Here is a 23,702-nt window from a genome sequence, read left to right as displayed (position 1 = left end):
GATACTCTCGACGGTCTCAGTTCACAGCGGACGTCGCTTCGACATGACGCGGTAAGGTCACCCGGATACGGGTGCCGCGTTGGCTTTGTACATCAGCCGGGCTGTCGATGGTGATTTGTCCATAATGCTCTTCAACGATGGAATAGACCAGTGCAAGGCCCAGACCGGTGCCTTCGCCAGGATCCTTGGTGGTGAAGAAGGGTTCGAACAATCTGTCCATGATGTTCTTCGGAATGCCGCTGCCTTCGTCCTCGACGATCAGATCGACCGTGTGTTCGCCGGCTTCGCTCTTGACCCGTACCGCACTGTGCGGCGGCGAGGCGTCGCGGGCGTTGGAGAGCAGATTGATCAAGACCTGGGCGAGTCGCTGCGGATCGCCTTCGACCCAGTGATCGGGATCGCAGAGGTTGTAGAACTGCACTTCGAAATTGCGCCGGTTCAGCGCCAGCAGCCCGATGGCATCCTGGGCCACTTCGGCCAGACAGACGGGCTCGTCACTGTGCTGATGGCTGCCTGCGTGGGCAAAACTCATCAGCGACTGAACGATGCGCGATATGCGTTTGGTCTGTTCGAGAATCTGGCCGCTGATTTCCGTCAGCTCGTCGTCTTCTTCGCGCTCTTCGCGCAGGTTTTGCGCCAGACAGGCGATGCCGGTGACCGGGTTGCCGATTTCATGAGCTACACCCGCCGCAAGTCGACCGATGCTGGCCAGACGCTCGGAGTGCACCAGTTTGTCTTCGAGCATCTGCGTTTCGGTCAAGTCTTCGACCAGTAACACCAGACCGCTGTTACCCGGCGCCAACGGCTCATCGATCGCCGCTTTGTGCAGGTTCAGCCAGCGCGTCTGGCCGTCGAGGGCCAAGTGCTGTTTGTGCAAATGCTCGTCCGGCAGGTTGATGAAGCCTTGCAGCAATTCTTTCCACGGCTCGCCAATGGTGCTCAGGCGCGAACCGACCACGCGTTGCGCGGCGATCCCGGTGAGCTCTTCCATGGCTTTGTTCCACATCAGGATCTCTTGATCCTTGGCCAGCGAGCAGACACCCATCGGCAGTTCCTGCAAGGTCTGGCGGTGGTAACGGCGCAGCGCATCGAGTTCGGCAGCCAGACCTGTAAGGCGCGAGTGGTAATCCTCGAGGCGGCTTTCGATGAAGTGGATGTCTTCGGTCACATAGTTTTCACCGCCAGCCTTGTACGGCAGGAAGGTTTCGACCATGTCCTGCGCCACGCTCGGGCCCATCAGGCCGGAGAGGTTGGCTTCGATGCGGTCGCGCAAACGGCGCAGGGCATATGGGCGGCGTTCGTCGAAGGGCAGATAGAGGTCGCGCAGCGCTTGCTCGACTTCTTTCTGCGCAGCCTTGGCGCCCAACGGTTTCGCCAACTGTGTGGCGAATTCCTGCGGCGAGGCGGCGTGCAGTTCGCGACGTTGCGGGCGGCGGACGTTATCTACCGCGCAGGCTTCGGCGGCACTGGCCTCTTCCGGGCTGGCATTGGTGAACAGCGAGATCAGCGTGAACATCAACACGTTGGCGGCGAGCGAGGCGATCGCGGCCATGTGCCAACTGGTGTCGTCGAGCACGTAAATCATGTTCAGCAGCGGGATGTAGAACCCCTGCAGATTGCCGACCAGCGGCAACAACATGGTCACCACCCAGACCAGAATCCCCGCCAGCAGACCGGCGATAAAGCCGCGACGGTTGGCGGTCGGCCAGTACAGCACCGACAATACCCCAGGGAGGAATTGCAGGGTCGCCACAAATGCGACGATGCCGAGGTTGGCCAGATCCTGCTCGGCGCCGAGCATCAGGTAGAAGCCGAAACCGGCCATGATGATCGCGACGATCAGCGCGCGGCGGGTCCACTTCAGCCAGCGGTAGATGTTGCCTTCGGCCGGCGGCTGATAAAGCGGCAGCACCAGATGGTTCAGCGCCATGCCCGACAGCGCCAGTGTGGTGACGATAATCAAGCCGCTGGCCGCCGATAAACCGCCGACATACGCGAGCAAGGCCAACGGTTTGCTATTGGCCGCAATACCGATACCAAGGGTGAAATATTCCGGGTTGGTCGTGGCGCCGAGCTTGAGGCCGGCCCAGAGAATCAGTGGCACTGCCAGGCTCATCAGCAGCAGGAACAGCGGCAAACCCCAACTTGCGCTGACCAGCGAGCGCGGGTTGAGGTTTTCGGTAAAGGTCATGTGGTACATGTGCGGCATCACGATCGCCGAAGCGAAGAACACAAGCAACAGCGTGCGCCACGGGCCTTCCTGCAATGGCGTGTGCAGCGCGGCGAGGGCGGTCTGGTTTTGCAGCAGCCACACTTCAAGTTGTTGTGGACCATCGAATACGCCGTACAACGCGTACAAACCGACGCCGCCGAGGGCGATCAGTTTGATGACCGATTCAAAAGCAATCGCGAACACCAACCCTTCGTGTTTTTCACGGGTGGCAATGTGGCGGGAGCCAAAGAAAATCGTGAACAGGATGATCAGCGCACAGAACGCCAGCGCTACGCGGCTCTGCACCGGTTCGCCGGTGAGGATGCCGATGGAGTCGGCCACCGCCTGAATCTGCAGGGCCAGCAACGGCAACACGCCAATCAGCATGAAAATCGTGGTCAGTGCGCCGGCCCAGGTACTGCGGAAACGAAAGGCAAACAGATCCGCCAGCGACGACAGTTGATAGGTGCGGGTTATCTTCAGAATTGGATAGAGCAGCACCGGCGCCAATAGAAACGCGCCGGACACACCGAGGTAACTGGAGAGAAAACCGTAGCCGTACTGATACGCCAGGCCGACCGTGCCGTAGAACGCCCACGCACTGGCGTAAACCCCCAGCGACAGGGTGTAGGTCAGCGGGTGGCGAATGATCGCGCGCGGGATCATGCCCCGTTCGCTGACCCAGGCAACGCCGAACAGCGTCGCCAGGTACGCGGCGCTGATCAGGATCATCTGGGTCAGGCTAAAGCTCATCGGCATCTTTTTGGCTCTGCAGGATGAAGGTCACGACTATGAGGATCAGCCAAAGCAGATAGGGGCGATACCAGGCGCCGGTAGCGTCGATCCACCAATCCATGATGGCGGGGGAAAACAGGTAGATCCCCACGACTAAAAGCAGGACCAAGCGATAGATGTACATCCCGGCCTCTCTTTTTTATGCGCGTGCCCGAAAACGTGCGGCGATGGTAACGGATGGGCGCGCGACTGCAAGTGTCGTCATAGCAGTTGCGCCTCGGGCAGGATCAGTGTGCGCGGGATCTTGCTGGCATCCCAGTGCGCGCTGCCCCAGTTGAGCAACTCTTGAGGTGAGGCGTGGGCCAGTTCGTTGCCAGGGTTTTGCCCCAGAGCGCGCAAAGCGCGCAATAACAACGGCGTGGCTTGATCCGCTTCAAGCGGCGGCGAACGGTAGGACTTGCCGAGTTTGTTGCCGTCCGGCTGGGTAATCAGCGGCAAGTGCAGGTAGCGCGGCTGGCGCATGCCGAGCAGTTCTTGCAGGTAGAGCTGGCGCGGTGTCGAGTCGAGCAGGTCGGCGCCACGGACGATGTCGGTGATGCCTTGCCAGGCATCGTCGAGGACCACCGCCAACTGATAGGCGTAGAGGCCGTCGCGCCGGCGGATGACGAAATCGCCGACGTCGCGGCCCAGATGTTGGCGGTATTCGCCCTGTACACGGTCGATGAAGTGGTATTCCAGTTCCGGCACGCGCAGGCGGACCGCTGCATCTTGCTGCTCGTGGCCGGCATTGCGGCAAAGGCCAGGATAAATGCCGTTGTACGCTTCGAGTTGTTTGCGCGAGCAGGTGCAGGCGTAGGCCAGGCCATGATTGAACAGGCTATTGAGCACATCGGCGTAAGCGTCGTGCCGATCACTCTGGCGCACCATGTCGCCATCCCATTCGAAGCCATAGCTCTCCAGCGCCTTGAGGATCGCGGCTTGCGCGCCGGGTTCTTCACGGGGCGGATCGAGATCTTCCATGCGCACCAGCCAGCGACCGCCGACCGAACGGGCATCGAGGTAGGAGGCGAGGGCGGCAACCAGCGAACCGAAGTGCAGATGGCCACTGGGGGTTGGGGCGAAGCGGCCGATGTAGGCGGGGGATGTCTTGGCAGTCATGGAAACGAAGCTACTTTTCAGGCTATACGCAGGTCAACCTGTGGGAGCGAGCCTGCTCGCGAAAGCGTGGTGTCAGACGATCAAATGTTGAATGACACAGCGCTTTCGCGAGCAGGCTCGCTCCCACAAGAGCCAATGGCAAAAGGCAGAAACAAAAACGGAGCGTTCGCACGCTCCGTTTTTCGTTCAGGTCGAGATTACTTGCCGACCTGCTTTTCCTTGATTTCCGCCAGGGTCTTGCAGTCGACACACATGTCGGCCGTAGGGCGTGCTTCGAGGCGCTTTACACCGATCTCGACGCCGCACGAATCACACCAACCGTACTCTTCGTCTTCGATCAGTTGCAGGGTCTTGTCGATTTTCTTGATCAGCTTGCGCTCGCGGTCGCGGGCGCGCAGCTCAAGGGCGAACTCTTCTTCCTGGCTGGCACGGTCGGCCGGGTCAGGGAAATTGGCTGCTTCGTCCTTCATGTGGTCAACGGTGCGGTCGACTTCCTGCATCAACTCCTGTTTCCACTTGTTCAGGACCTTGGTGAAGTGCGCGCGCATCGGGGCGCCCATGTACTCTTCACCTTTCGCCGGAACATAAGGTTCGAAACCGCTGATCGTCTGATTCTGCTGTTGCTTTGCTTGGGTGGGCATGAAATGGACCGCCTCTACTCTTGTAATCCATTGCGCAGGATTGCTCCATCACCGACACCTGCCGGCCCTGCGGCTGCAAGCGGGCGAACTTACCAGATCAATTCGGCCTGCGCTACTCCCGGATGTCGAGGCCCCGGCGGGTGGCGCTTGCAAATGTTTGGCAAGCCGTGTCTGGTGGTGTTGAAGACCTGTTCAATCACTGATTTTAGTCAATCCTGGAGCGTACGCTCGTATCGTTACAGTCCAGCGTTCTTGAGGCTGTGACCGCTGCGGGTTCTCGCTCGTTCCGGCAGATGGGTAGAATCGTCTCTTTTTTCCCGTCGAAGGAAAGCCAATGGCTCAGCCCTACAGTGCGCGCAGTCGTGCGATCGAACCGTTCCATGTGATGGCGCTGCTGGCGCGGGCCAATGAATTGCAGGCTGAAGGCCACGATGTGATCCACCTGGAAATCGGCGAACCGGACTTCACCACGGCCGAGCCGATCATTCGTGCAGGGCAGGCGGCGCTGACGGCGGGCAAGACCCGTTACACCGCAGCGCGCGGGATTCCCGAGCTGCGCGAAGCCATTGCCGGGTTTTATCAATCGCGATATGGCCTGAACATCGATCCACGGCGGATTCTGATCACCCCGGGCGGCTCCGGCGCGCTGCTGCTGGCCAGCGCTTTGCTGGTCGATCCCGGCAAACACTGGCTGCTGGCGGATCCGGGTTACCCGTGCAACCGGCACTTCCTGCGGCTGGTCGAAGGCGCGGCGCAGCTTGTCCCTGTAGGGCCGGACGTGCGTTATCAACTGACCCCGGATCTGGTTGCGCGGCATTGGGATCACGACAGCGTCGGCGCACTGGTCGCATCGCCGGCCAATCCGACCGGGACGATCCTGACCCGCGATGAGCTGGCCGGGTTATCCTCAGCCATCAAGGCCAGACACGGGCATTTGGTGGTGGACGAGATCTATCACGGCCTGACTTACGGTACCGATGCCGCCAGCGTGCTGGAAGTCGATGACAGCGCTTTTGTGTTGAACAGTTTCTCAAAATACTTTGGCATGACCGGCTGGCGTCTTGGTTGGCTGGTAGCGCCTGATGCTGCGGTCAGCGAGCTGGAAAAGCTCGCGCAAAACCTCTACATCAGTGCCCCGAGCATGGCGCAATACGCGGCACTGGCCTGCTTCGAAGCAGACACCATCGCCATTCTGGAAGAGCGCCGCGCCGAGTTCGGACGTCGTCGCGACTTCCTGCTGCCGGCATTGCGCGAGCTCGGTTTCAACATCGCCGTTGAACCTGAAGGCGCCTTTTACCTTTACGCCGATATCAGCCAGTTCGGCGGCGATGCCTTCGCGTTCTGCCGGCATTTCCTCGAAACCGAGCATGTCGCGTTTACCCCGGGACTCGACTTCGGTCGCTATCAGGCCAGCCATCATGTGCGGTTTGCCTACACGCAAAACCTCCCTCGCTTACAGGAAGCGGTGGAGCGCATCGCGCGTGGCTTGAAGAGCTGGCAAGGCTGATGCGCTTTTATCCTTCTCTTGAAGAAGCGCGACTGATTCGTCGTTACAAGCGTTTTCTCGCAGATATCGAAACCGTTAGCGGCGAGTTGCTGACCATTCACTGCCCAAACACTGGCTCGATGCTCAACTGTCAGGTCGAGGGCGGGCAGGTCTGGTTCAGTCGCTCCAATGACCCCAAGCGCAAGTTGCCCGGCACTTGGGAAATCGGCGAAACCCCGCAAGGGCGGCTGTTTTGTGTGAACACCGGGCGCGCCAACGGCTTGGTCGAAGAGGCCTTGCAGGCTGGCGTGATCACCGAATTGAACGGGTTTACCGCGTTGAAGCGTGAAGTCGCTTACGGTCAGGAAAAAAGCCGTATCGATTTCCGCCTCGAATACCCGAGCGGCCCGGCTTATGTCGAAGTGAAAAGCGTCACCTTGGGCTTCGATGGTACGGCCGTGGCGGCATTTCCCGATGCGGTGACCCAGCGCGGCGCCAAGCATTTGCGCGAGCTGGCGCATCTGGCGCGAGACGGGATTCGCGCGGTGCAGTTGTATTGCGTCAATCTGAGCGGGATCGAAGCGGTGCGTCCTGCGAGGGAAATCGATTTGGCCTACGCAGAGGCACTGCTTGAGGCGGTCGCTTGTGGCGTCGAGGTGCTAGCGTACGGCGTGCGCTTGAGCCATGAAGAGATGGTCATCGACCGGCGCCTCGACGTAGTGCTCAACGGTTAAACATTGATCCACAGGCCTTGCGCGTCTTCGCGGCACGGGATAGCGGTGAGGGCTTGTCCGGCGCAAGGTCCGGCAACGCATTCGCCGTCCTCGATGAGAAACAGTGCGCCGTGGGTGGCGCACTGGATCAGGCTGTTGCTCGGGTCGAGAAACTGGTCGGGGTGCCATTCCAGTCCCACCCCACGGTGTGGACAGCGGTTGAGGTAGACATAGGCCTGGCCGCTGCGGCGCACGGCGAACAGCTTGTTGCCGTCGATCTCGAAACCACGGCTTTTCGCTTCGGCCAGATCGGTGCCTGCGCAGAGAAACTTCATGACTATCCTCTAGTGTCGGCTCGTGTCTGGATATGTCCGAGCTTGACGTTTAAATGCAAACAATTATCAAATGGCGGCCTTCGTCCGCAGGGCGGCTGGCAGATGTCGAGGATACTTGGCCTGTCATCCCGATGCCCGGGAAAAACCATGTTCAAGGAAGCTTTGTATGCGCCTGAGTACTCGCGTTGCTGTGCTGTGTGTCGCACTTTTGCTCAGCCACCAGGCTGCAGCGGCTGATTTGCCGCAACGCTGGGTCAGTGCCGGCGGCGCATTGTCAGAGTGGGTCAGCGCCTTGGGTGGCGAGTCGAAACTGGTTGGCGTCGATACCACCAGCCAGCATCCGCAGTCATTGAAGGCACTGCCGAGCATTGGTTATCAGCGCAGCCTTTCCGCTGAGGGCATTCTCAGTCTGCGCCCGGACATCCTGATCGGCACCGAAGAAATGGGTCCGCCTCCAGTGCTTGCGCAGGTAAAAGCGGCGAAGGTTCAGGTCGAGTTGTTCTCGGCCCAGCCGGATCTGCCGACGCTGGAGAAGAATGTCACTCATCTGGGCCAATTGCTGGGCGCCGAGCCACAGGCTGCGCAACTGCTGCAAAGTTATCAACAGCAACTCGATGCGCAGAAGTCGCGTGTCGCGCAAGCTCAGGTCAAACAGAAAGCGCCGGGCGTGTTGCTGTTGCTCGGTCATGCCGGTGGCAAGCCATTGATCGCGGGCAAGGACACCGCCGCCGACTGGCTGCTGCAACAGGCCGGCGGACACAACCTTGCCACCCATACCGGCTATAAGCCGTTTTCCGTGGAGTCCCTCGCCAGCCTCGATCCTGAGGTGCTGGTATTCGCTGACCGTGCGTTGACCGGTGAGGCGGCGAAAGCTGCGCTGTTCAAGGAAAACCCGATTCTCAATTCAAGCCGCGCCGCCAAGACCGGGCGCGTGCTGGAGCTGGACCCGACGCTGCTGGTCGGTGGCCTCGGTCCGCGTCTGCCGACAGCGCTGAAAACCCTGTCTGACGGTTTCTATCCGGCCAAGAGCGGCCAATGACCACATTGGTAAAACCCCGTGGCTTGTTCATCGGCCTGACGCTCCTGTGTTTGCTGGCGATCTGGCTGTCACTGGCGTTGGGGCCGGTCAGTCTGCCGTTGCTCGATACGTTGCGCGCGGGATTGCGCATGCTCGGTGTGCCACTGGCGCCGGACGGACTGGAGCAGGCTGAGCTGATTCTCGGGCAGATTCGTCTGCCGCGTACTTTGCTCGGGTTGGCAGTCGGCGGGGTATTGGCGTTGTCTGGCGTGGCGATGCAAGGCCTGTTTCGTAACCCGTTGGCGGATCCTGGGTTGGTCGGTGTTTCCAGCGGCGCGGCGTTGGGCGCGGCGATTGCGATTGTCGGCGGATCGTTTTTTGGTGGTTTGCCGGAATGGTTCGGGCCCTATCTGTTGTCGGTCTGCGCGTTTCTCGGCGGCCTCGGGGTGACGGCGCTGGTCTATCGACTCGGTCGACGCAACGGCCAGACCAACGTCGCGACCATGTTGCTGGCGGGCATTGCCCTGACGGCGCTGGCCAGCTCAGCGGTGGGGCTGTTCACTTATCTGGCGGATGACGCGACGTTACGCACGCTGACGTTCTGGAACCTGGGCAGCCTCAATGGCGCCAGTTACGCGCGGTTGTGGCCATTGTTGATCATCAGTGCTGGCGTGGCGCTGTGGTTACCGCGTCGGGCCAAGGCACTGAATGCTTTGCTGCTCGGTGAATCGGAGGCCGGGCACTTGGGCATCGACGTCGAGCGGCTCAAGCGTGAATTGGTGTTCTGCACCGCGCTGGGTGTCGGCGCGGCGGTGGCAGCGGCGGGCATGATCGGCTTCGTCGGCCTGGTGGTGCCGCATCTGGTGCGATTGCTGGCCGGTCCCGATCATCGGGTGTTGCTGCCGGCATCGGTGCTGGCCGGGGCGAGCCTGTTGCTGCTCGCCGATCTGGTCGCGCGTCTGGCGCTGGCGCCGGCGGAGTTGCCGATCGGTATTGTCACGGCATTTATCGGTGCACCGTTCTTTCTTTATCTGCTGCTGCGAGGGCGTGCCTGATGTTGCGTACGCACAATCTGCAGATCCAGCGTGGGCGCAAAACGGTACTCAGTGGCGTCACCCTGCAACTTGAGCCGGGCGAGGTGCTGGGCGTGTTGGGGCCGAACGGCGCCGGCAAAAGCACGTTGCTCGGGGCGCTGTGCGGTGAACTGAGCGCGAGTGAGGGCGAGGTTTCGCTCGACGGTGAGGCGCTGAATCACTGGACGGGCACACAACGCGCTCAACGTCTGGCGGTATTACCGCAGGTCTCGACCCTGGACTTCGCCTTTCGCGTTGAAGAAGTCGTCGGCATGGGCCGCTTGCCGTATCAAAGTGGCCGGGTGCGCGATGATGAAATTGTCTCCGCAGCACTGACTGCGGCGGATGCCGGGCATCTGAGCGGACGCAGTTATCTGGCGTTGTCCGGCGGAGAGCGCCAGCGTGTGCATCTGGCGCGGGTGCTGGCACAGCTCTGGCCGGGTCAGGCCGGTCAAACCTTGTTGCTGGATGAACCGACGTCGATGCTCGACCCGCTGCATCAGCACACAACCTTGCAGGCCGTGCGCGAGTTTGCCGATCGCGGGGCAGCGGTGCTGGTGATCCTGCATGATTTGAATCTGGCGGCGCGTTATTGTGATCGGGTGTTGCTGCTTGAAGGTGGGCGTCCGGTGGCGCTGGGTACCCCCGAGCAAGTCTTGCGGCCGGACTCGCTGAAAGCGGTGTTCGGTCTTGAAGTATTGGTGCAGCCGCACCCGGAGCGTGGGCATCCGCTGATCATTGCCCGCTGATTTCCCCGTCGAGGTGAGTGCATGCGTGGGCTGTGGCTGTTGGCGTTGGTGGTGCTTGCGGGGTGTCAGCACGTTGCTGCGCCGCCGCCCGCCAATGGCGAGATTCGCGATTTGCGCAGTGGTCAGTTGCTGACGGCGCAGGAACTGATCGACCGGCTCGTTGCGCCTGAACGGCTGATCATTGGCGAGCAGCACGACAACGCCGATCATCACGCCGTGCAGTTATGGTTATTGCAGTCGCTGGGTGAAAGGCGACCGCAGGGCAGTCTGTTGCTGGAAATGCTCACGCCCGATCAGCAACCCAACGTCGATGCCCTGCGCCAGTCTGCCTCGCCCGCCACTGATCTTCCTGCGGCATTGGCCTGGCAGGACGGTTGGGACTGGAACCTCTATGGGCCGATCGTCCGTTTTGCCCTTGCGCAACCTTTTCCACTGCTGGCGGCCAATCTGGATAACGGCGAAATCCGCGCCGTTTACCGCAAGCCGCCTGGGTTGAGTGGTGAGCGCAGTAACGCCGATTCGGTGAAGACGACGTTACTGGAACAAATCAGCGATTCCCACTGTGGTCTGCTGCCCAAGTCGCAAATGCCGGCAATGCTCGCCGTTCAGCAACAGCGCGATCGGCGTATGGCACAGCGTTTGTTGGCTGCGCCGACGCCAGCCATGTTGCTGGCCGGCGCTTGGCATGCGCGCAAGGATGTCGGGGTGCCGGTGCACTTGCTGGATTTGGGCGCTGCTCAGGCACCCACAGTGTTGATGCTGGCGGAGCAGGGCGGCGAGATGACGGCGGCGATGGCCGATTACGTCTGGTACACACCCGCGACGCCGAAGCAGGATTACTGCAAGCAGATGCGCAAACAATTCGGCAAATGACTTTTCCACAGGCAAAAAAAGACCCGGTAAAAAACCGGGTCAAATAACCGTGATTAGCCTGATGAGGAGATAATCTGAGAGTCCGAACCAAGGGCTTTTCAGAATATCGACTGATCTCGCGACCAGTTGTGATAATCATAGCGATTCTCATTACCGAGTCAACCACTGATTCTGGATTTATTTGATTTAGTCTGTGGAATGGCCGGAACGCCCCGAAAACAAAGGGCTGCGCGCTAGCCCTTGGCGGTCGTCAATTGAGTGATCTGTTTGTTGAGCTGGCCGATACGCCGCGCCATGCTTTCGATCAGGCTGTGCGCGATCTTCGGATTGGAGCGAGTCATGCTCAAAAATTGATCACCGGGAATCAGCATCACCGTGCTCGGCTCGCGAGTGATTACCGTGGCGTTGCGCGGCTCGCCAGTGAATACCGCCATGGCGCCGAAAATCTCGTCCTTGGGCACATCGCCAACCTTTTGCCCATCGACAAATGCCTCGGCATGCCCGTCGATGATCACAAACACATGATCGGCGGCGTCCCCCTGCCGGATCAGTACTTCTCCCGCCTCGACCCGCTTGAAGCCGTTGGTGCTGCGAAACTCTCGCGGCTTCAGTTCCGCCACGGCGTGGGCGAGGATCGCCATTTGCCCCAGCAGGTATTCAAGGAATTGATCCGCTCGGGAAGAATCAGCAAACAGGTGCTGGAAAAACTGATTGCGCCGGTAGGGTTGCAAGCGCAATGGCCCGTCACTGCACAAGCGGCAGTCACCCCAATCATCACCCTGCTGGAGGCCGATCAAATCACCTTCCTGCCAATAAAACAGTGGCCGCGCGCCGATGCAGCCGTTGATCACGCCTTCGCTGAGCAGAAACAATTGGTCGTCTGGCAACTGCGCGAGCAGATCATCCGTTGCCTGCAGTTCGACAGTCGGCCCGCACGGCGCCAGGCCTTCGAGCCATTGCCCAGGCAAACTCTGCAAACGATTGATCAGTGCGTCGGCGTGCGCCGATTGTTCCCCCAGTAAATACATGGCGGTCAGCGCCCGTTCAGTTCTTGTGTCGCGAGGAAATGGCTTCGAGCTGTTTGTTCAGGGCGTCCTTGCGTTCGGCGGGGATGTCGTTCCAGTGCACATCCATCAACGCGCCCTCAATCGCATAAAGCAACACCTTCGATGCGCGAAACCCTCGGGTACGCACGGCCCGGTAGGCGTCCACCGCGCCCAGGCGACGCAAGTCCGAGGCGCTGTGGATGCCCACGGCATGCAGCCATTGCGCCGACGTCTTGCCAAGATTCTTCAGGTGTTGCAGTTCATCATTCATCAAGCCTCCTTGCGACGGCCGAATGGTGCGTGGGCGAGCTTCTCAGGAGTGTAGCCATCAGTAGGAAAAGCGTGGTTGTTTGGTCGGATTCAACGCAAACGCTTCTAAGAAAGGGGCTGCGAACGCAAAAAGGAGGGAGGAAATGCGGAAACAAATGTGGGAGCGGGCTTGCTCGCGAAGGCGTCCGATCAGCCGCCAGAGGTGTCGACTGACACTACGCCTTCGCGAGCAAGCCCGCTCCCACAGGGGAAAGGTGTCGTGTCAGAGAGAGTTGAAAGTATCAGCGAGTGCGATAACGCAGGCGCGTACCGAAATTCATCGACATCAGAATCTCGTCGGCACTCAGCTCCGGCGGGAAGTACGCACCGGAAATCTGTGCGTGCGCGAGGCTTGCACCTTCCAGCGATGCATTGCGGAAATCGATGCCACGCAGATCGGCAGATCGGAAGTACGCGTCCCGGAAATCCACGCCATCGGCGTTCAGTTCACGCAGATCGAGACCACGAAAATCGCCGCCGACCATGTCGATCGGGCCATCCTGTGGGCGCTCTTTGTTGAAACCTGTGATGTCGTCTTTGTGCAGCAAGGCATATAGCGGGGTGTCGAGAAGTTTCGGCTGGCTCATGTCATATCACCGTTGGTTTTATGACGCCAGTATAGTGCCACTATTTGACGGCCGTGAAGCAAGCGAGGGCTTCACGGCCGAAATAGTTTCTTACAGACCTGGCAGGCGCTGACGGATCTGCGCGACCACGGTGTCCAGCGTGCCGGATTCATTGGTCTGCACGCGTTTGCTGCGCAGAATTTCTTCCGGCGTCAGCGCTTCGCGATTGGCCTGTTGTGCTTCGATCACGGCCAGGGTGGCGTCGGACGGATCCTGTTTATCGGCCTGACGAATCGCCAGCCAGCTCTCGATCACCGCTTGCGGCGCATTGCAGTCAAGAATCAGGAAAGGCGTGCCGGTGGCTTCAGCGATTTTCGCTGCACTGTCACGCTGCTCGCGTTTGAGATAAGTCGCATCGATCACCACCGGGAAACCGGCGTGCAGGATCACTTCAGCGATTTCGTGCAGGCGGGCGTAGGTCGCAACGCTGGCATCAGCGCTATAAATGCCGGCCTGCACATCGTTGGCAACGGTCTGCTCGCCGAACAGGCGCTTGCGTTCAACGTCGGAACGCAGGCGAATCGCGCCCAGCGCTTCGACCAGGCGCATGGCCACGCGGCTCTTGCCGACAGCGGAAACACCGTGGGTGATAGCCATGAAGCGCGAAGGAATGGTGCTGTAGCTTTCCGCCAGGTTGGCGTAGTTGCGGTACTGGCGCAGGGTGGTAGCGCGCTGCACCGGGGTCGCGTCTGCCGGCATGCTGAACAGCGCAACCTTGGCGCGAACCAGTGCGCGGTAGGCTTTATAGAAGTTCAGCACTTCCAGGCCTTGATAGTCGCCGGTCAGCTCCAGGTACTGGCTGATCAAACGACGCGCGAGGGATTTCAGGCCACGGTCTTCGAGGTCCATCGCGAGGAAACCGGTGTCGGCCCAGACGTCAGTGAAGCGAAACGGTTCGTTGAATTCGATGCAGTCGAAGATCACCACTTTGCCGTCAATGACGGTGGCGTTGCCCAAGTGGATGTCGCCGTGGCACTCACGGGTAAAGCCTTCGGTCTTGCGTTGAGCGAACAGTGGTTTTAGACGATCGAAGCTGCTTTCGGCCCAGGCCTTCAGTGCGTCGAGTTGCAGCAGATCGTTCTTGTCGCTGAGGAACGGCAGAATCTGCTCGAAGTTTTGCGAAACCGGTGCCATCACGCTGTCCGGGGTGCCAGCGTCGTGTTCAGCCGGGACTTTTGGTGCGCTGAGGTGGAAGCGGGCGATCTGTTCGGCCATTTCGTCGATGTGCTGGGTGGTCAGCTCGCCATTCGCTTGCAGGGTGCTGAGCATCCCGGTCTGTGGGAACTGGCGCATTTTCAGCACGTATTCGATGGCCGGGCCGTCGCCGTTCAGTTGCGGTGCCTCGACGCTGCCGGTGACGGGCAACACTTCCAGATACAAATCGTCGGTCAGGCGTTGGTTCAGGCGCAGCTCTTCAGCGCAAAAATGTGCGCGCGCGTCGAGACCGGTGAAGTCGAGGAAGCCGAAATTCACTGGCTTCTTCACTTTATAGGCAAAGGGGCCGGTGAGGATCACCCAGGAAATATGGGTTTCGATGACCTGGAACCCTTCGACAGGGTGCGGATAGAGGGCCGGGTTTTGCAGGGCAGCGATCAGTGATTGGCTCACGGGCGATCCTTCAGAGACGGGGGAAATTCGAGGCGGCCATTATGGCCGCTCGCCAGCCTTACGCAAACCTCGGAGCGCTCCTGTTGAGTATGAATAAAGTGCGTATAATCCGCCGCCATGACTCGAACCCGATCTCCCCGTACCAAGAAAAAACCACCTTCCAGGGGCCTGAGCCCGTGGTTGAGCTGGGCCATTAAACTCAGTCTGGTCGGCCTTGTGGTGCTGGCCGGCTTCGCCGTTTACCTCGATGCCGTGGTGCAGGAGAAGTTCTCCGGCAAGCGCTGGACCATCCCGGCCAAGGTCTACGCGCGCCCGCTCGAGCTGTTCGTCGGACAAAAGCTCAGCAAGGAAGATTTCCTCACCGAACTCGATGCCCTTGGCTATCGCCGCGAAGCGGTGAGCAACGGCCCCGGCGCTGCGGCGGTCAGCGGCAATACCGTCGACTTGAACACCCGTGGCTTCCAGTTCTATGAAGGTCTGGAGAAACCGCAACCGGTGCGCGTGCGTTTCTCCGGCGATTACGTGGCTGAACTGTCGGCGACCAACGGTTCGAAATTGTCCGTGGTCCGTCTCGAGCCGCTAATGATCGGCGGGATTTATCCGAAGAACCTAGAAGACAGAATCCTGATCAAGATCGACCAGGTGCCGCCGTACCTGCTCGAAACTCTGGTCGCTGTGGAAGATCGCGATTTCTACAGCCATTGGGGGGTGTCGCCGAAATCGATTGCCCGCGCTGTTTGGGTCAACACTTCTGGCGGCAAGATGACTCAGGGCGGCAGTACGCTGACCCAGCAGTTGGTGAAAAACTTCTACCTGACCAGCGAACGCAGTCTGACCCGCAAGCTCACTGAAGCGATGATGGCGCTGTTGCTGGAGCTGCATTACGACAAGAAGGAAATCCTTGAGGCGTACCTCAATGAAGTCTTTGTCGGTCAGGACGGCCAGCGCGCGGTGCACGGTTTCGGCTTGGCCAGCCAGTTCTTCTTCGGTCAGCCGTTGTCCGAACTGAAGTTGCATCAAGTTGCGCTGTTGGTCGGCATGGTCAAAGGCCCGTCCTATTACAATCCGCGTCGCAACCCCGAGCGTGCACTGGAGCGTCGTAACCTGGTGCTCGACGTGCTTGAGCAACAAGGCGTTGCGACTGCCGAGCAAGTGGCCGCTGCGAAGAACATGCCGCTGGGCGTGACCACTCGCGGCAAACTGGCCGACAGCTCGTTCCCGGGCTTTATCGATCTGGTCAAACGTCAGCTGCGCGAAGATTACCGCGACGAAGACTTGACCGAAGAAGGCCTGCGCATCTTCACCAGTTTCGATCCGATCCTGCAGATGAAAGCCGAGGCGTCGGTCAACGACACCTTCAAGCGTCTGTCGGGGCGCAAGGGTTCCGATGACGTCGAAGCGGCAATGGTCGTGACCAATCCGGAAACCGGCGAAGTGCAGGCGATGATCGGCAGCCGTCAGGCCAGTTACGCCGGGTTCAACCGGGCACTGGATGCCGTGCGGCCGGTCGGCTCGTTGATCAAGCCCGCGGTTTATCTGACGGCGCTGGAAAAACCGAGTCAGTACACGCTAACCAGTTGGCTGTCCGATGATCCGTTATCGGTCAAAGGCGCGAACGGCCAGGTGTGGAAACCGCAGAACTATGACCGTCGCTCCCACGGCACTGTGTTCCTTTATCAGGGGCTGGCGCATTCCTACAACCTGTCGACCTCGCGTCTGGGCCTGGAAGTCGGCGTGCCGAACGTGCTCAAGACCTTGAGTCGGCTGGGCGTGACGCGTGAGTTTCCGGCGTTCCCGTCGATGTTGCTCGGTGCGGGCGGCATGACTCCTATCGAAGTCGCGACCATGTACCAGACGCTGGCCAACGGCGGTTTCAATACGCCGATGCGCGGAATTCGCAGCGTGCTGACCGCCGAGGGTGAGCCGCTCAAGCGTTATCCGTTCCAGATTGAACAGCGCTTCGACCCTGCGTCTATCTACCTGATCCAGAACGCCATGCAGCGCGTGATGCGTGAAGGTACCGGCAGCTCGGTTTACAACGTGTTGCCCAAGACTCTGACGCTGGCCGGCAAGACCGGTACCAGTAACGATTCCCGCGACAGCTGGTTTGCCGGTTTCAGCCAGGATCTGCTGGCAGTGGTGTGGCTGGGGCGCGACGACAACGGCAAGACGCCGTTCACCGGTGCGACCGGTGCGCTGCAGGTCTGGACCAGTTTCATGCGCAAGGCCGATCCGCTGCCGCTGGACATGCCGCAGCCGGATAACGTCGTACAGGCGTGGGTCGATTCGCGTACCGGGCAGGGCTCCGATGCCAACTGCCCCGGAGCGGTGCAGATGCCGTATATTCGCGGCAGCGAACCGCCACCCGGCGCCTCGTGTGCAGGTGAAACACCTGCCTCCGGCGAATCGGTGATGGATTGGGTCAAGGGCTGGATGAATTAAGCAAAGAGGGTTTCAAGTGAACAAGTGGTTGATTCCAGCGGTGACCGCCGTGGCTTTGCTCAGCGGCTGCTCTACCGTACAGCATGGTTCGATTCCGGTGGTTGACTCCGGTACTGCCGTGTCCAACAGCGAACGTATTTCGGCCAATGGCGGTTTCCGTCAAACGACCGTGAAACGTCCTGTGCAGAGCCAGACTCAGGCTATTCCGCAAGGCGATACCGGTGTGGTGGTGATGGTACCGGGTGGTGGCGCCGCCGTGTCGACGCCGATCAGCTCTTCGCCAATCGTGCCGGGTCCGGCGTCCGGTGGGATCACGTCGGGGCCGTACACGCCTTCGCCGGTAGAGTCGGCTCCGGTCAATTCCGGAAGCTACAGCATGCCTTCGACGCCGAGCGGGATTCCATCGGCCAGCAGCGGCGGTGGCTTGTCGGCCGACGAGCAACTGGATGGTCCGGTGCTCGCCTTGCTGACCACTGCTCAGCAGCAACAGGCCGGCGGCGACCTCAATGGTGCGTCCTCCAGCCTGGAGCGTGCGCAACGGGTCGCTCCGCGTGAGCCGCAAGTCCTTTATCGCCTGGCGCAAGTGCGCATGGCCCAGGGCGATGCGCCGCAAGCTGAGCAGTTCGCCCGTCGTGCATTGACCATGGCAAACGGTCGTCCGGACTTGCAGGCCAACTTGTGGGAAATCATCGCTCAGTCCCGTGAGAAACAAGGTGATTCCGCCGGCGCCGCTCAGGCGCGTCAGAAGGCCAAGGTTTCGCTGTGATGGATGCCCGTTTCCCGAAAATCGCCGATCAGCTGTTGCTGATCGAGCGTGAACTGCGCACGCAGGGCTGGTGGGATGAGGTTTCGCCGTCGGTCGAGGCGCTGAGCAGTGTTGAGCCGTTTTCGGTCGATACGCTGGACTTCGAACAGTGGCTGCAATGGATTTTCCTGCCGCGGATGAAGATGATCCTCGAACAGGACCTGCCATTGCCGAACGCTTCGGGTATTCAGGAAATGGCTGAAATGGTCTTTGCCCAGCGCAACCTGCAGGGCAAGGATCGTCAGCTTCAGGTACTGCTCAAAGAGTTCGACCTGCTGATCACCGCCTCACGCTAAACCGATCCTTTGCGGGCTGGCACCGCCTCAATCCTTTTTACGGCGGGCACCGGATAACTGTAGGAGCTGCCGCAGGCTGCGATCTTTTGATCCTGTTTTTAAAGCAAGATCAACAGATCGCAGCCTTCGGCAGCTCCTACATTGGTGTCTACTCGCAATTCTGTGCGATCTGTTTCTGCGCCTCGACGATGCGCTCCTGACGCTGCGCATCATCCAGCCGGCGTAACTGTCCCTCTACTTCCTCCCTCAAACGCGGATTGTTCTGCAATTGCGCAAGGTTGGTCCGTGCCTGCTCGCAAAACTGCTTGAGCTGCGTCTGTTGATCAGCCACCTGTTTCTTCACCTTGTCATCGATAGCCTTCTGATCACCGAGCGCACCGCTGCCCGGCATTGCCGCAGGTATCGGCGGGGGCGAGGAGGGCGTCTGCACGGTAGTGGATGATTGGCCCGCTGGTGGCTGCGCATCGAAGTGCGTGACCCCTTGGGCATCGACCCATTTGTAGATTTGAGCGGCCATGCACCATGGGCTGAGGCCGATCAGCAGAGTGAGGAGGAGCGTTCGCATGCTGATTCCTTGGCAAAATTGCGCAATTGACACTAACAGAGTAGCGGTTTTCAGGTTTTTTCTTGCGTTCTCATGTGCTTACCCACAATTAACCACACAGACGACTTGACTTGGAGAGGGCGAAACAGAAGAATCCAAAGTCCGCTGTAGAGGGACTGCCAGAAGCAGACCCACTCGGTAGATCATGAGGCGCACATCCGCGCCGACCTGTTACACCCGCAACGCGTTACCTCGCGCTGGGTGGGAAAGGCCCGCAACACTTGGGACGATCCCAATACTTGCTCAGTCAGTGCTGACGTAGTCGGCGACCACCGTCGCTCATGCTCTGCCGAGAAGTAAACCTATTAAGACCCGCCCCTTTTTTGTGGACGGTATTCTGGCGTTTTAGAGGTGAACAACGTGGAGCTTTTATCTGGCGGTGAGATGCTCGTCCGCTTTTTGCGTGACGAAGGCGTCAAATATATCTACGGGTACCCGGGTGGTGCTCTCCTGCATGTTTACGATGCCCTGTTCAAAGAACCGGAAGTGAATCACATCCTGGTTCGTCACGAACAAGCGGCAACCCATATGGCTGACGGCTATGCCCGTGCCACCGGTAAAGCCGGCGTGGTATTGGTGACGTCCGGTCCAGGCGCCACAAACGCCATCACCGGTATCGCCACGGCCTATATGGACTCGATTCCAATGGTGATCATTTCCGGTCAGGTGCCAAGCACCATGGTCGGCACCGACGCGTTCCAGGAAACCGACATGATCGGTATTTCCCGGCCGATCGTGAAGCACAGCTTCATGATCAAACACGCTTCGGAAATCCCGGAAGTCATGAAGAAGGCCTTCTACCTGGCGCAATCCGGTCGTCCGGGCCCGGTCGTGGTCGATATCCCGAAAGACATGACCAACCCGGCCGAGAAGTTCGAATACATCTTCCCGAAGAAAGCCAAGCTGCGTTCCTACAGCCCGGCCGTTCGCGGTCACTCCGGGCAAATTCGCAAGGCGGCAGAAATGCTCCTGGCGGCCAAGCGCCCGGTCATGTACTCCGGTGGCGGCGTGATTCTCGGCAACGGTTCCGCACCGCTGACCGAACTGGCGAAAATGCTCAACTTGCCAGTGACCAACACCTTGATGGGCCTCGGCGGTTTCCCTGGTACTGATCGTCAGTTCATCGGCATGCTCGGCATGCACGGCAGCTACACCGCCAACCTGGCGATGCACCACGCTGACGTGATCCTGGCGGTCGGCGCGCGTTTCGACGATCGCGTGATCAATGGCCCGGCGAAGTTCTGCCCGAACGCCAAGATCATTCACATCGACATCGATCCGGCTTCGATTTCCAAGACCATCAAGGCCGACGTGCCTATCGTTGGTCCGGTCGAGAGCGTCCTGACCGAAATGGTCGCGATCCTCAAGGAAATCGGCGAGACCCCGAACAAGGAGTCCGTGGCCAGTTGGTGGAAGCAGGTTGATGAATGGCGTGGTGATCGCGGCCTGTTCCCTTACGAAAAGGGCGACGGCAGCGTGATCAAGCCGCAGACCGTGATCGAAACCCTCTGCGAAGTGACCAAGGGCGATGCCTACATCACTTCCGACGTGGGCCAGCATCAGATGTTCGCTGCGCAGTACTACACGTTCAACAAGCCGAATCGCTGGATCAACTCCGGCGGTCTGGGCACCATGGGCTTCGGTTTCCCGGCGGCCATGGGTATCAAGTTGAGCTTCCCGGATGACGATGTTGCCTGCGTTACCGGCGAAGGCAGTATCCAGATGAACATCCAGGAACTGTCGACCTGCCTGCAATATGGCTTGCCAGTGAAAATCGTCATCCTGAACAACGGTGTTCTGGGGATGGTTCGTCAGTGGCAGGACATGAGCTACGGCAGCCGTCACTCGCACTCCTACATGGAATCGCTGCCTGACTTCGTCAAGCTGGCTGAAGCCTACGGCCACGTCGGCGTACGCATCACCGAATCGAAAGATCTGAAGTCGAAGATGGCAGAAGCGTTCGCCATGAAGGATCGCCTGGTGATCATCGACGTTTCGGTCGACACCAGCGAGCACGTCTATCCGATGCAGATCAAAGACGGCTCGATGCGCGATATGTGGCTGAGCAAGACGGAGCGTACTTAATCATGCGGCACATTATTTCCTTGCTTCTGGAAAACGAACCCGGCGCTTTGTCTCGCGTAGTCGGCCTGTTCTCGCAGCGCAACTACAACATCGAGAGCCTGACCGTGGCCCCGACCGAAGACCCGACCCTGTCGCGTCTGACGCTGACCACCGTTGGCCACGATGAAGTCATCGAGCAGATCACCAAAAACCTGAACAAGCTGATCGAAGTGGTCAAGCTGGTGGACCTGTCGGAAAGCGCTCACATCGAGCGCGAACTGATGCTGGTCAAGGTCAAGGCCACTGGCGCCCAGCGCGCCGAGATCAAACGCACCACCGATATTTACCGTGGACAGATCGTCGATGTCAGTGCCAGCGTGTATACCGTTCAATTGACCGGTACCAGCGACAAGCTCGACAGCTTCATTCAGTCCATCGGCACCGCATCGATTCTGGAAACCGTCCGCAGCGGCGTGACCGGCATTGCCCGCGGCGACAAAGTACTCAGCATCTAAACCAAATTAGTGAATGGCCTGAACGGCCTGGATATATAGGGGAATTTCATGAAAGTTTATTACGAAAAAGACTGCGACCTGTCGATCATCCAGGGCAAGAAAGTTGCCATCATCGGTTACGGTTCCCAGGGCCACGCCCAAGCGTGCAACCTGAAAGACTCCGGCGTTGACGTTACTGTTGGTCTGCGTAAAGGTTCGGCCACCGTTGCCAAAGCTGAAGCTCACGGCCTGAAAGTGACTGACGTTGCTTCCGCCGTTGCTGCTGCCGACCTCGTCATGATCCTGACTCCGGACGAGTTCCAGTCTGCTCTGTACAAGAACGAAATCGAGCCGAACATCAAGAAAGGCGCCACCCTGGCCTTCTCCCACGGCTTCGCGATCCACTACAACCAGGTTGTTCCGCGTGCCGACCTCGACGTGATCATGATCGCGCCGAAAGCTCCGGGCCACACCGTACGTTCCGAGTTCGTCAAGGGCGGCGGTATCCCTGACCTGATCGCGATCTACCAGGACGCCTCGGGCAACGCCAAAAACGTTGCACTGTCCTACGCTGCTGGCGTTGGTGGCGGTCGTACCGGCATCATCGAAACCACCTTCAAGGACGAGACTGAAACCGACCTGTTCGGCGAACAAGCCGTTCTGTGCGGCGGTACCGTTGAACTGGTTAAAGCCGGTTTCGAAACCCTGGTTGAAGCTGGCTACGCGCCGGAAATGGCCTACTTCGAATGCCTGCACGAACTGAAGCTGATCGTTGACCTCATGTACGAAGGCGGTATCGCCAACATGAACTACTCGATCTCCAACAACGCCGAATACGGTGAGTACGTGACTGGCCCGGAAGTGATCAACGCCGAGTCCCGTCAGGCCATGCGCAACGCCCTGAAACGTATTCAGGACGGCGAATACGCCAAAATGTTCATCAGCGAAGGCGCAACCGGCTACCCTTCGATGACCGCCAAGCGTCGTAACAACGCCGCTCACGGTATCGAAATCATCGGCGAGCAACTGCGCTCCATGATGCCGTGGATCGGTGCCAACAAGATCGTCGACAAAGCCAAAAACTAAGTCGTCATTCTTGTAGGGAAAACGCGGCCTCGGCCGCGTTTTTTCGTTTGAGCCGGTGGTTCTGGTATAAAGCTGCAGCGTTTGTGGCCGAACTGTCGTCCTCAGGCACCTGTTGAAATTTCTCCAAACCGTTGCAAGGTAATGTCCATGAGCGAACGTCCCGAAGAGCCGAACAAGGCTTCTGACGCCGAAAGCCTGCTGCCCATCGATGAACACATCGAAGAAGGGCACGACGCAGAAGGTCGTAAAGTCCGGCATCGTGGTATCTATCTGCTGCCGAATCTGTTCACCACTGCGAACCTGTTCGCAGGGTTTTACTCCATCATCAACTCGATGAGCGCCCAGGCTGCCCTGAGTGCTGGCGACTCGGCGAACGGGAGCAAGTATTTCGCGTTTGCCGCGATCGCGATTTTCGTCGCCATGGTGCTCGACGGCCTCGACGGTCGTGTGGCCCGCATGACCAATACGCAGAGTGCCTTCGGCGCCGAGTACGACTCGCTGTCGGACATGGTCGCGTTCGGTGTTGCGCCGGCGTTGCTGGCGTTCGGTTGGGCATTGGGCGATATGGGCAAGGTCGGCTGGATGGTCGCCTTCATCTATGTAGCGGGCGCGGCGTTGCGTCTGGCGCGCTTCAACACGCAGGTGGGCACGGCTGATAAACGCTACTTCATCGGTCTGGCCAGTCCGGCGGCTGCCGGTGTGGTCGCGGGTATTGTCTGGGCGTTCAGCGATTACGGCATTCAGGGTTCGAAGATGTCGTTTCTGGTCGCACTGATGGTCGCGGCTGCCGGGATGCTGATGGTCAGCAACATCAAGTACAACAGCTTCAAAGAGCTGGACTTGAAGGGCCGTGTACCGTTCGTGGCAATCCTCGCCGTCGTACTGGTGTTTGCTGTGGTGTTCAGTGATCCACCGCGCATTCTGCTGTTGGTGTTCCTCGCCTACGCAGCTTCCGGTCCGGTGCAGTACCTGTTGCATCTTCGTCGGCACAAAAAAGCCGAGTGATGTAATTTCACGCATACTCCGCAGTCTATGGGTGCATCTGTCCTCCAAAGCTGCGGAGTTGTCATGCTGATCAAAATCCCCAAAGCGTCTGACTGCCATGAGTCGGATGTCACGCCTGAAAATATCTATCTCTCTCGCCGCCAATTGTTGGGGGCTACTGCTTCCGGTATTGCCGTCAGTAGCCTGCCGCGCTGGGCCAGTGCCGAGGATGCCGCTCGATACGCCGATGTCGAGCCCGGGAAAGCGCCTGCCTGGTTTAACGAGAAGCTGTCGTCTACCCAGTGGGGGGCGGTCAATGTCAAGGATGAGGCGATCACGCCTTAT

Annotated in this window: 24 protein-coding genes (1 of these 24 only partly in view); 14 read left to right on the top strand and 10 right to left on the bottom strand. The window is 59.6% G+C overall.

Annotated features, from left to right (window positions below):
- Positions 1–16: 16 nt before the first annotated feature.
- The 4 genes from C2E19_RS25150 to dksA all read right to left on the bottom strand — a co-directional run bounded on the left by C2E19_RS25150 (position 17) and on the right by dksA (position 4,746).
- Complete coding sequence (locus C2E19_RS25150) at positions 17–2,971, bottom strand: sensor histidine kinase (protein WP_164979454.1); 2,955 nt, start codon at positions 2,969–2,971, stop codon at positions 17–19.
- On the bottom strand, positions 2,955–3,131 hold the full coding sequence (locus C2E19_RS25145; protein WP_003176118.1) for a hypothetical protein: 177 nt from the start codon (positions 3,129–3,131) through the stop codon (positions 2,955–2,957). Before C2E19_RS25145 ends, C2E19_RS25150 begins: the two co-directional genes overlap by 17 nt.
- A 77-nt stretch (positions 3,132–3,208) precedes the next feature.
- Positions 3,209–4,105, bottom strand: a complete 897-nt coding sequence (gene gluQRS / locus C2E19_RS25140; protein WP_129395538.1) for a tRNA glutamyl-Q(34) synthetase GluQRS — start codon at positions 4,103–4,105, stop codon at positions 3,209–3,211.
- Positions 4,106–4,302: 197 nt separating this feature from the next.
- A complete protein-coding gene (gene dksA, locus C2E19_RS25135; protein WP_008080850.1) occupies positions 4,303–4,746 on the bottom strand; it encodes an RNA polymerase-binding protein DksA in 444 nt (147 codons plus the stop codon).
- Between the two features lie 334 nt (positions 4,747–5,080).
- Between dksA and C2E19_RS25130 the strand changes: the two genes are divergently transcribed.
- Positions 5,081–6,253, top strand: coding sequence for a pyridoxal phosphate-dependent aminotransferase (locus C2E19_RS25130; protein WP_129395537.1), 1,173 nt, complete (start codon positions 5,081–5,083; stop codon positions 6,251–6,253).
- Entirely contained in the window at positions 6,253–6,966 is a 714-nt protein-coding gene (sfsA, locus tag C2E19_RS25125) for a DNA/RNA nuclease SfsA (RefSeq protein ID WP_129395536.1), read from the top strand. The genes C2E19_RS25130 and sfsA overlap by 1 nt, the downstream gene beginning before the upstream one ends.
- Here sfsA and C2E19_RS25120 read toward each other — a convergent pair.
- Positions 6,963–7,280, bottom strand: coding sequence for a Rieske (2Fe-2S) protein (locus C2E19_RS25120; RefSeq protein WP_129395535.1), 318 nt, complete (start codon positions 7,278–7,280; stop codon positions 6,963–6,965). The two genes, sfsA and C2E19_RS25120, sit on opposite strands and share 4 nt — an antisense overlap.
- A 166-nt stretch (positions 7,281–7,446) precedes the next feature.
- On the opposite strand from C2E19_RS25120, the gene C2E19_RS25115 reads away from it, so the two are divergent.
- Genes C2E19_RS25115 through C2E19_RS25100 form a run of 4 tightly spaced genes read left to right on the top strand, consistent with a single transcriptional unit; the run spans position 7,447 to position 10,993 of the window.
- Positions 7,447–8,319, top strand: a complete 873-nt coding sequence (locus C2E19_RS25115; RefSeq protein WP_129395534.1) for a hemin ABC transporter substrate-binding protein — start codon at positions 7,447–7,449, stop codon at positions 8,317–8,319.
- A gap of 50 nt (positions 8,320–8,369) precedes the next feature.
- Positions 8,370–9,353 (top strand): iron ABC transporter permease, encoded by a 984-nt coding sequence (locus C2E19_RS25110; RefSeq protein WP_164979481.1) that lies wholly within the window; start codon positions 8,370–8,372, stop codon positions 9,351–9,353.
- Positions 9,353–10,120, top strand: coding sequence for a heme ABC transporter ATP-binding protein (locus C2E19_RS25105; protein ID WP_129395532.1), 768 nt, complete (start codon positions 9,353–9,355; stop codon positions 10,118–10,120). Before C2E19_RS25110 ends, C2E19_RS25105 begins: the two co-directional genes overlap by 1 nt.
- Positions 10,121–10,141: 21 nt before the next feature.
- Complete coding sequence (locus tag C2E19_RS25100) at positions 10,142–10,993, top strand: ChaN family lipoprotein (protein WP_129395531.1); 852 nt, start codon at positions 10,142–10,144, stop codon at positions 10,991–10,993.
- A 233-nt stretch (positions 10,994–11,226) separates the two neighbouring features.
- Here the strand turns inward: C2E19_RS25100 and C2E19_RS25095 are convergent, their stop codons facing one another.
- From C2E19_RS25095 to C2E19_RS25080, 4 genes are all read right to left on the bottom strand, one after another.
- Positions 11,227–12,021, bottom strand: coding sequence for a Crp/Fnr family transcriptional regulator (locus tag C2E19_RS25095; RefSeq protein WP_129395530.1), 795 nt, complete (start codon positions 12,019–12,021; stop codon positions 11,227–11,229).
- Positions 12,022–12,037: 16 nt separating this feature from the next.
- Positions 12,038–12,310, bottom strand: a complete 273-nt coding sequence (locus C2E19_RS25090; protein ID WP_003228231.1) for a TfoX/Sxy family protein — start codon at positions 12,308–12,310, stop codon at positions 12,038–12,040.
- 280 nt (positions 12,311–12,590) lie between these two features.
- Positions 12,591–12,935, bottom strand: a complete 345-nt coding sequence (locus C2E19_RS25085) for a pentapeptide repeat-containing protein (RefSeq protein ID WP_007909940.1) — start codon at positions 12,933–12,935, stop codon at positions 12,591–12,593.
- Between the two features lie 90 nt (positions 12,936–13,025).
- Positions 13,026–14,582, bottom strand: coding sequence for a bifunctional aminoglycoside phosphotransferase/ATP-binding protein (locus C2E19_RS25080; protein WP_129395529.1), 1,557 nt, complete (start codon positions 14,580–14,582; stop codon positions 13,026–13,028).
- A gap of 117 nt (positions 14,583–14,699) precedes the next feature.
- Here C2E19_RS25080 and mrcB point away from each other — a divergent pair, with 117 nt between their 5' ends.
- Genes mrcB through C2E19_RS25065 form a run of 3 tightly spaced genes read left to right on the top strand, consistent with a single transcriptional unit; the run spans position 14,700 to position 18,125 of the window.
- Positions 14,700–17,024, top strand: a complete 2,325-nt coding sequence (gene mrcB, locus C2E19_RS25075) for a penicillin-binding protein 1B (protein WP_129395528.1) — start codon at positions 14,700–14,702, stop codon at positions 17,022–17,024.
- 16 nt (positions 17,025–17,040) lie between these two features.
- Positions 17,041–17,790, top strand: coding sequence for a hypothetical protein (locus C2E19_RS25070; protein ID WP_129395527.1), 750 nt, complete (start codon positions 17,041–17,043; stop codon positions 17,788–17,790).
- A complete protein-coding gene (locus tag C2E19_RS25065; RefSeq protein WP_123535502.1) occupies positions 17,790–18,125 on the top strand; it encodes a YqcC family protein in 336 nt (111 codons plus the stop codon). The genes C2E19_RS25070 and C2E19_RS25065 overlap by 1 nt, the downstream gene beginning before the upstream one ends.
- Before the next feature lie 148 nt (positions 18,126–18,273).
- Here the strand turns inward: C2E19_RS25065 and C2E19_RS25060 are convergent, their stop codons facing one another.
- Entirely contained in the window at positions 18,274–18,690 is a 417-nt protein-coding gene (locus C2E19_RS25060; RefSeq protein WP_129395526.1) for a DUF4124 domain-containing protein, read from the bottom strand.
- A 399-nt stretch (positions 18,691–19,089) separates the two neighbouring features.
- Here C2E19_RS25060 and C2E19_RS25055 point away from each other — a divergent pair, with 399 nt between their 5' ends.
- From C2E19_RS25055 to msrP, 5 genes are all read left to right on the top strand, one after another.
- A complete protein-coding gene (locus C2E19_RS25055; RefSeq protein WP_129395525.1) occupies positions 19,090–20,814 on the top strand; it encodes an acetolactate synthase 3 large subunit in 1,725 nt (574 codons plus the stop codon).
- A gap of 2 nt (positions 20,815–20,816) precedes the next feature.
- Positions 20,817–21,308 carry an acetolactate synthase small subunit gene (ilvN, locus tag C2E19_RS25050; RefSeq protein WP_003176102.1) on the top strand — a complete coding sequence of 164 codons (492 nt, stop codon included), beginning with the start codon at positions 20,817–20,819 and terminating at the stop codon, positions 21,306–21,308.
- 48 nt (positions 21,309–21,356) lie between these two features.
- Positions 21,357–22,373, top strand: a complete 1,017-nt coding sequence (gene ilvC / locus C2E19_RS25045) for a ketol-acid reductoisomerase (RefSeq protein WP_007948647.1) — start codon at positions 21,357–21,359, stop codon at positions 22,371–22,373.
- A 147-nt stretch (positions 22,374–22,520) separates the two neighbouring features.
- Entirely contained in the window at positions 22,521–23,378 is an 858-nt protein-coding gene (gene pssA / locus C2E19_RS25040; protein ID WP_129395524.1) for a CDP-diacylglycerol--serine O-phosphatidyltransferase, read from the top strand.
- A 63-nt stretch (positions 23,379–23,441) separates the two neighbouring features.
- Positions 23,442–23,702, top strand: the beginning of a protein-coding gene (msrP, locus tag C2E19_RS25035) for a protein-methionine-sulfoxide reductase catalytic subunit MsrP (protein WP_129395523.1). 753 nt of this gene lie beyond the right edge of the window; 261 of the gene's 1,014 nt are visible here — the first part of the coding sequence; it begins with the start codon at positions 23,442–23,444; its stop codon lies off the right edge, out of view.

It is taken from the genome of Pseudomonas sp. DTU12.3 (assembly GCF_004124275.1).
GTDB lineage: Bacteria > Pseudomonadota > Gammaproteobacteria > Pseudomonadales > Pseudomonadaceae > Aquipseudomonas > Aquipseudomonas helmanticensis.
The sequence above is the reverse complement of the archived record's forward strand: the minus strand, read 5'-3'. Positions and strand labels throughout refer to the sequence as shown.

What these genes read in the sequence shown, in the direction of transcription:
- C2E19_RS25150 (WP_164979454.1), bottom strand. Translation starts at nt 2,971, where the DNA reads ATGCCGATGAGCTTTAGCCTGACCCAGATGATCCTGATCAGCGCCGCG.
- C2E19_RS25145 (WP_003176118.1), bottom strand. Translation starts at nt 3,131, where the DNA reads ATGTACATCTATCGCTTGGTCCTGCTTTTAGTCGTGGGGATCTACCTG.
- gluQRS (WP_129395538.1), bottom strand. Translation starts at nt 4,105, where the DNA reads ATGACTGCCAAGACATCCCCCGCCTACATCGGCCGCTTCGCCCCAACC.
- dksA (WP_008080850.1), bottom strand. Translation starts at nt 4,746, where the DNA reads ATGCCCACCCAAGCAAAGCAACAGCAGAATCAGACGATCAGCGGTTTC.
- C2E19_RS25130 (WP_129395537.1), top strand. Translation starts at nt 5,081, where the DNA reads ATGGCTCAGCCCTACAGTGCGCGCAGTCGTGCGATCGAACCGTTCCAT.
- sfsA (WP_129395536.1), top strand. Translation starts at nt 6,253, where the DNA reads ATGCGCTTTTATCCTTCTCTTGAAGAAGCGCGACTGATTCGTCGTTAC.
- C2E19_RS25120 (WP_129395535.1), bottom strand. Translation starts at nt 7,280, where the DNA reads ATGAAGTTTCTCTGCGCAGGCACCGATCTGGCCGAAGCGAAAAGCCGT.
- C2E19_RS25115 (WP_129395534.1), top strand. Translation starts at nt 7,447, where the DNA reads ATGCGCCTGAGTACTCGCGTTGCTGTGCTGTGTGTCGCACTTTTGCTC.
- C2E19_RS25105 (WP_129395532.1), top strand. Translation starts at nt 9,353, where the DNA reads ATGTTGCGTACGCACAATCTGCAGATCCAGCGTGGGCGCAAAACGGTA.
- C2E19_RS25100 (WP_129395531.1), top strand. Translation starts at nt 10,142, where the DNA reads ATGCGTGGGCTGTGGCTGTTGGCGTTGGTGGTGCTTGCGGGGTGTCAG.
- C2E19_RS25095 (WP_129395530.1), bottom strand. Translation starts at nt 12,021, where the DNA reads ATGTATTTACTGGGGGAACAATCGGCGCACGCCGACGCACTGATCAAT.
- C2E19_RS25090 (WP_003228231.1), bottom strand. Translation starts at nt 12,310, where the DNA reads ATGAATGATGAACTGCAACACCTGAAGAATCTTGGCAAGACGTCGGCG.
- C2E19_RS25085 (WP_007909940.1), bottom strand. Translation starts at nt 12,935, where the DNA reads ATGAGCCAGCCGAAACTTCTCGACACCCCGCTATATGCCTTGCTGCAC.
- mrcB (WP_129395528.1), top strand. Translation starts at nt 14,700, where the DNA reads ATGACTCGAACCCGATCTCCCCGTACCAAGAAAAAACCACCTTCCAGG.
- C2E19_RS25065 (WP_123535502.1), top strand. Translation starts at nt 17,790, where the DNA reads ATGGATGCCCGTTTCCCGAAAATCGCCGATCAGCTGTTGCTGATCGAG.
- C2E19_RS25060 (WP_129395526.1), bottom strand. Translation starts at nt 18,690, where the DNA reads ATGCGAACGCTCCTCCTCACTCTGCTGATCGGCCTCAGCCCATGGTGC.
- ilvN (WP_003176102.1), top strand. Translation starts at nt 20,817, where the DNA reads ATGCGGCACATTATTTCCTTGCTTCTGGAAAACGAACCCGGCGCTTTG.
- ilvC (WP_007948647.1), top strand. Translation starts at nt 21,357, where the DNA reads ATGAAAGTTTATTACGAAAAAGACTGCGACCTGTCGATCATCCAGGGC.
- pssA (WP_129395524.1), top strand. Translation starts at nt 22,521, where the DNA reads ATGAGCGAACGTCCCGAAGAGCCGAACAAGGCTTCTGACGCCGAAAGC.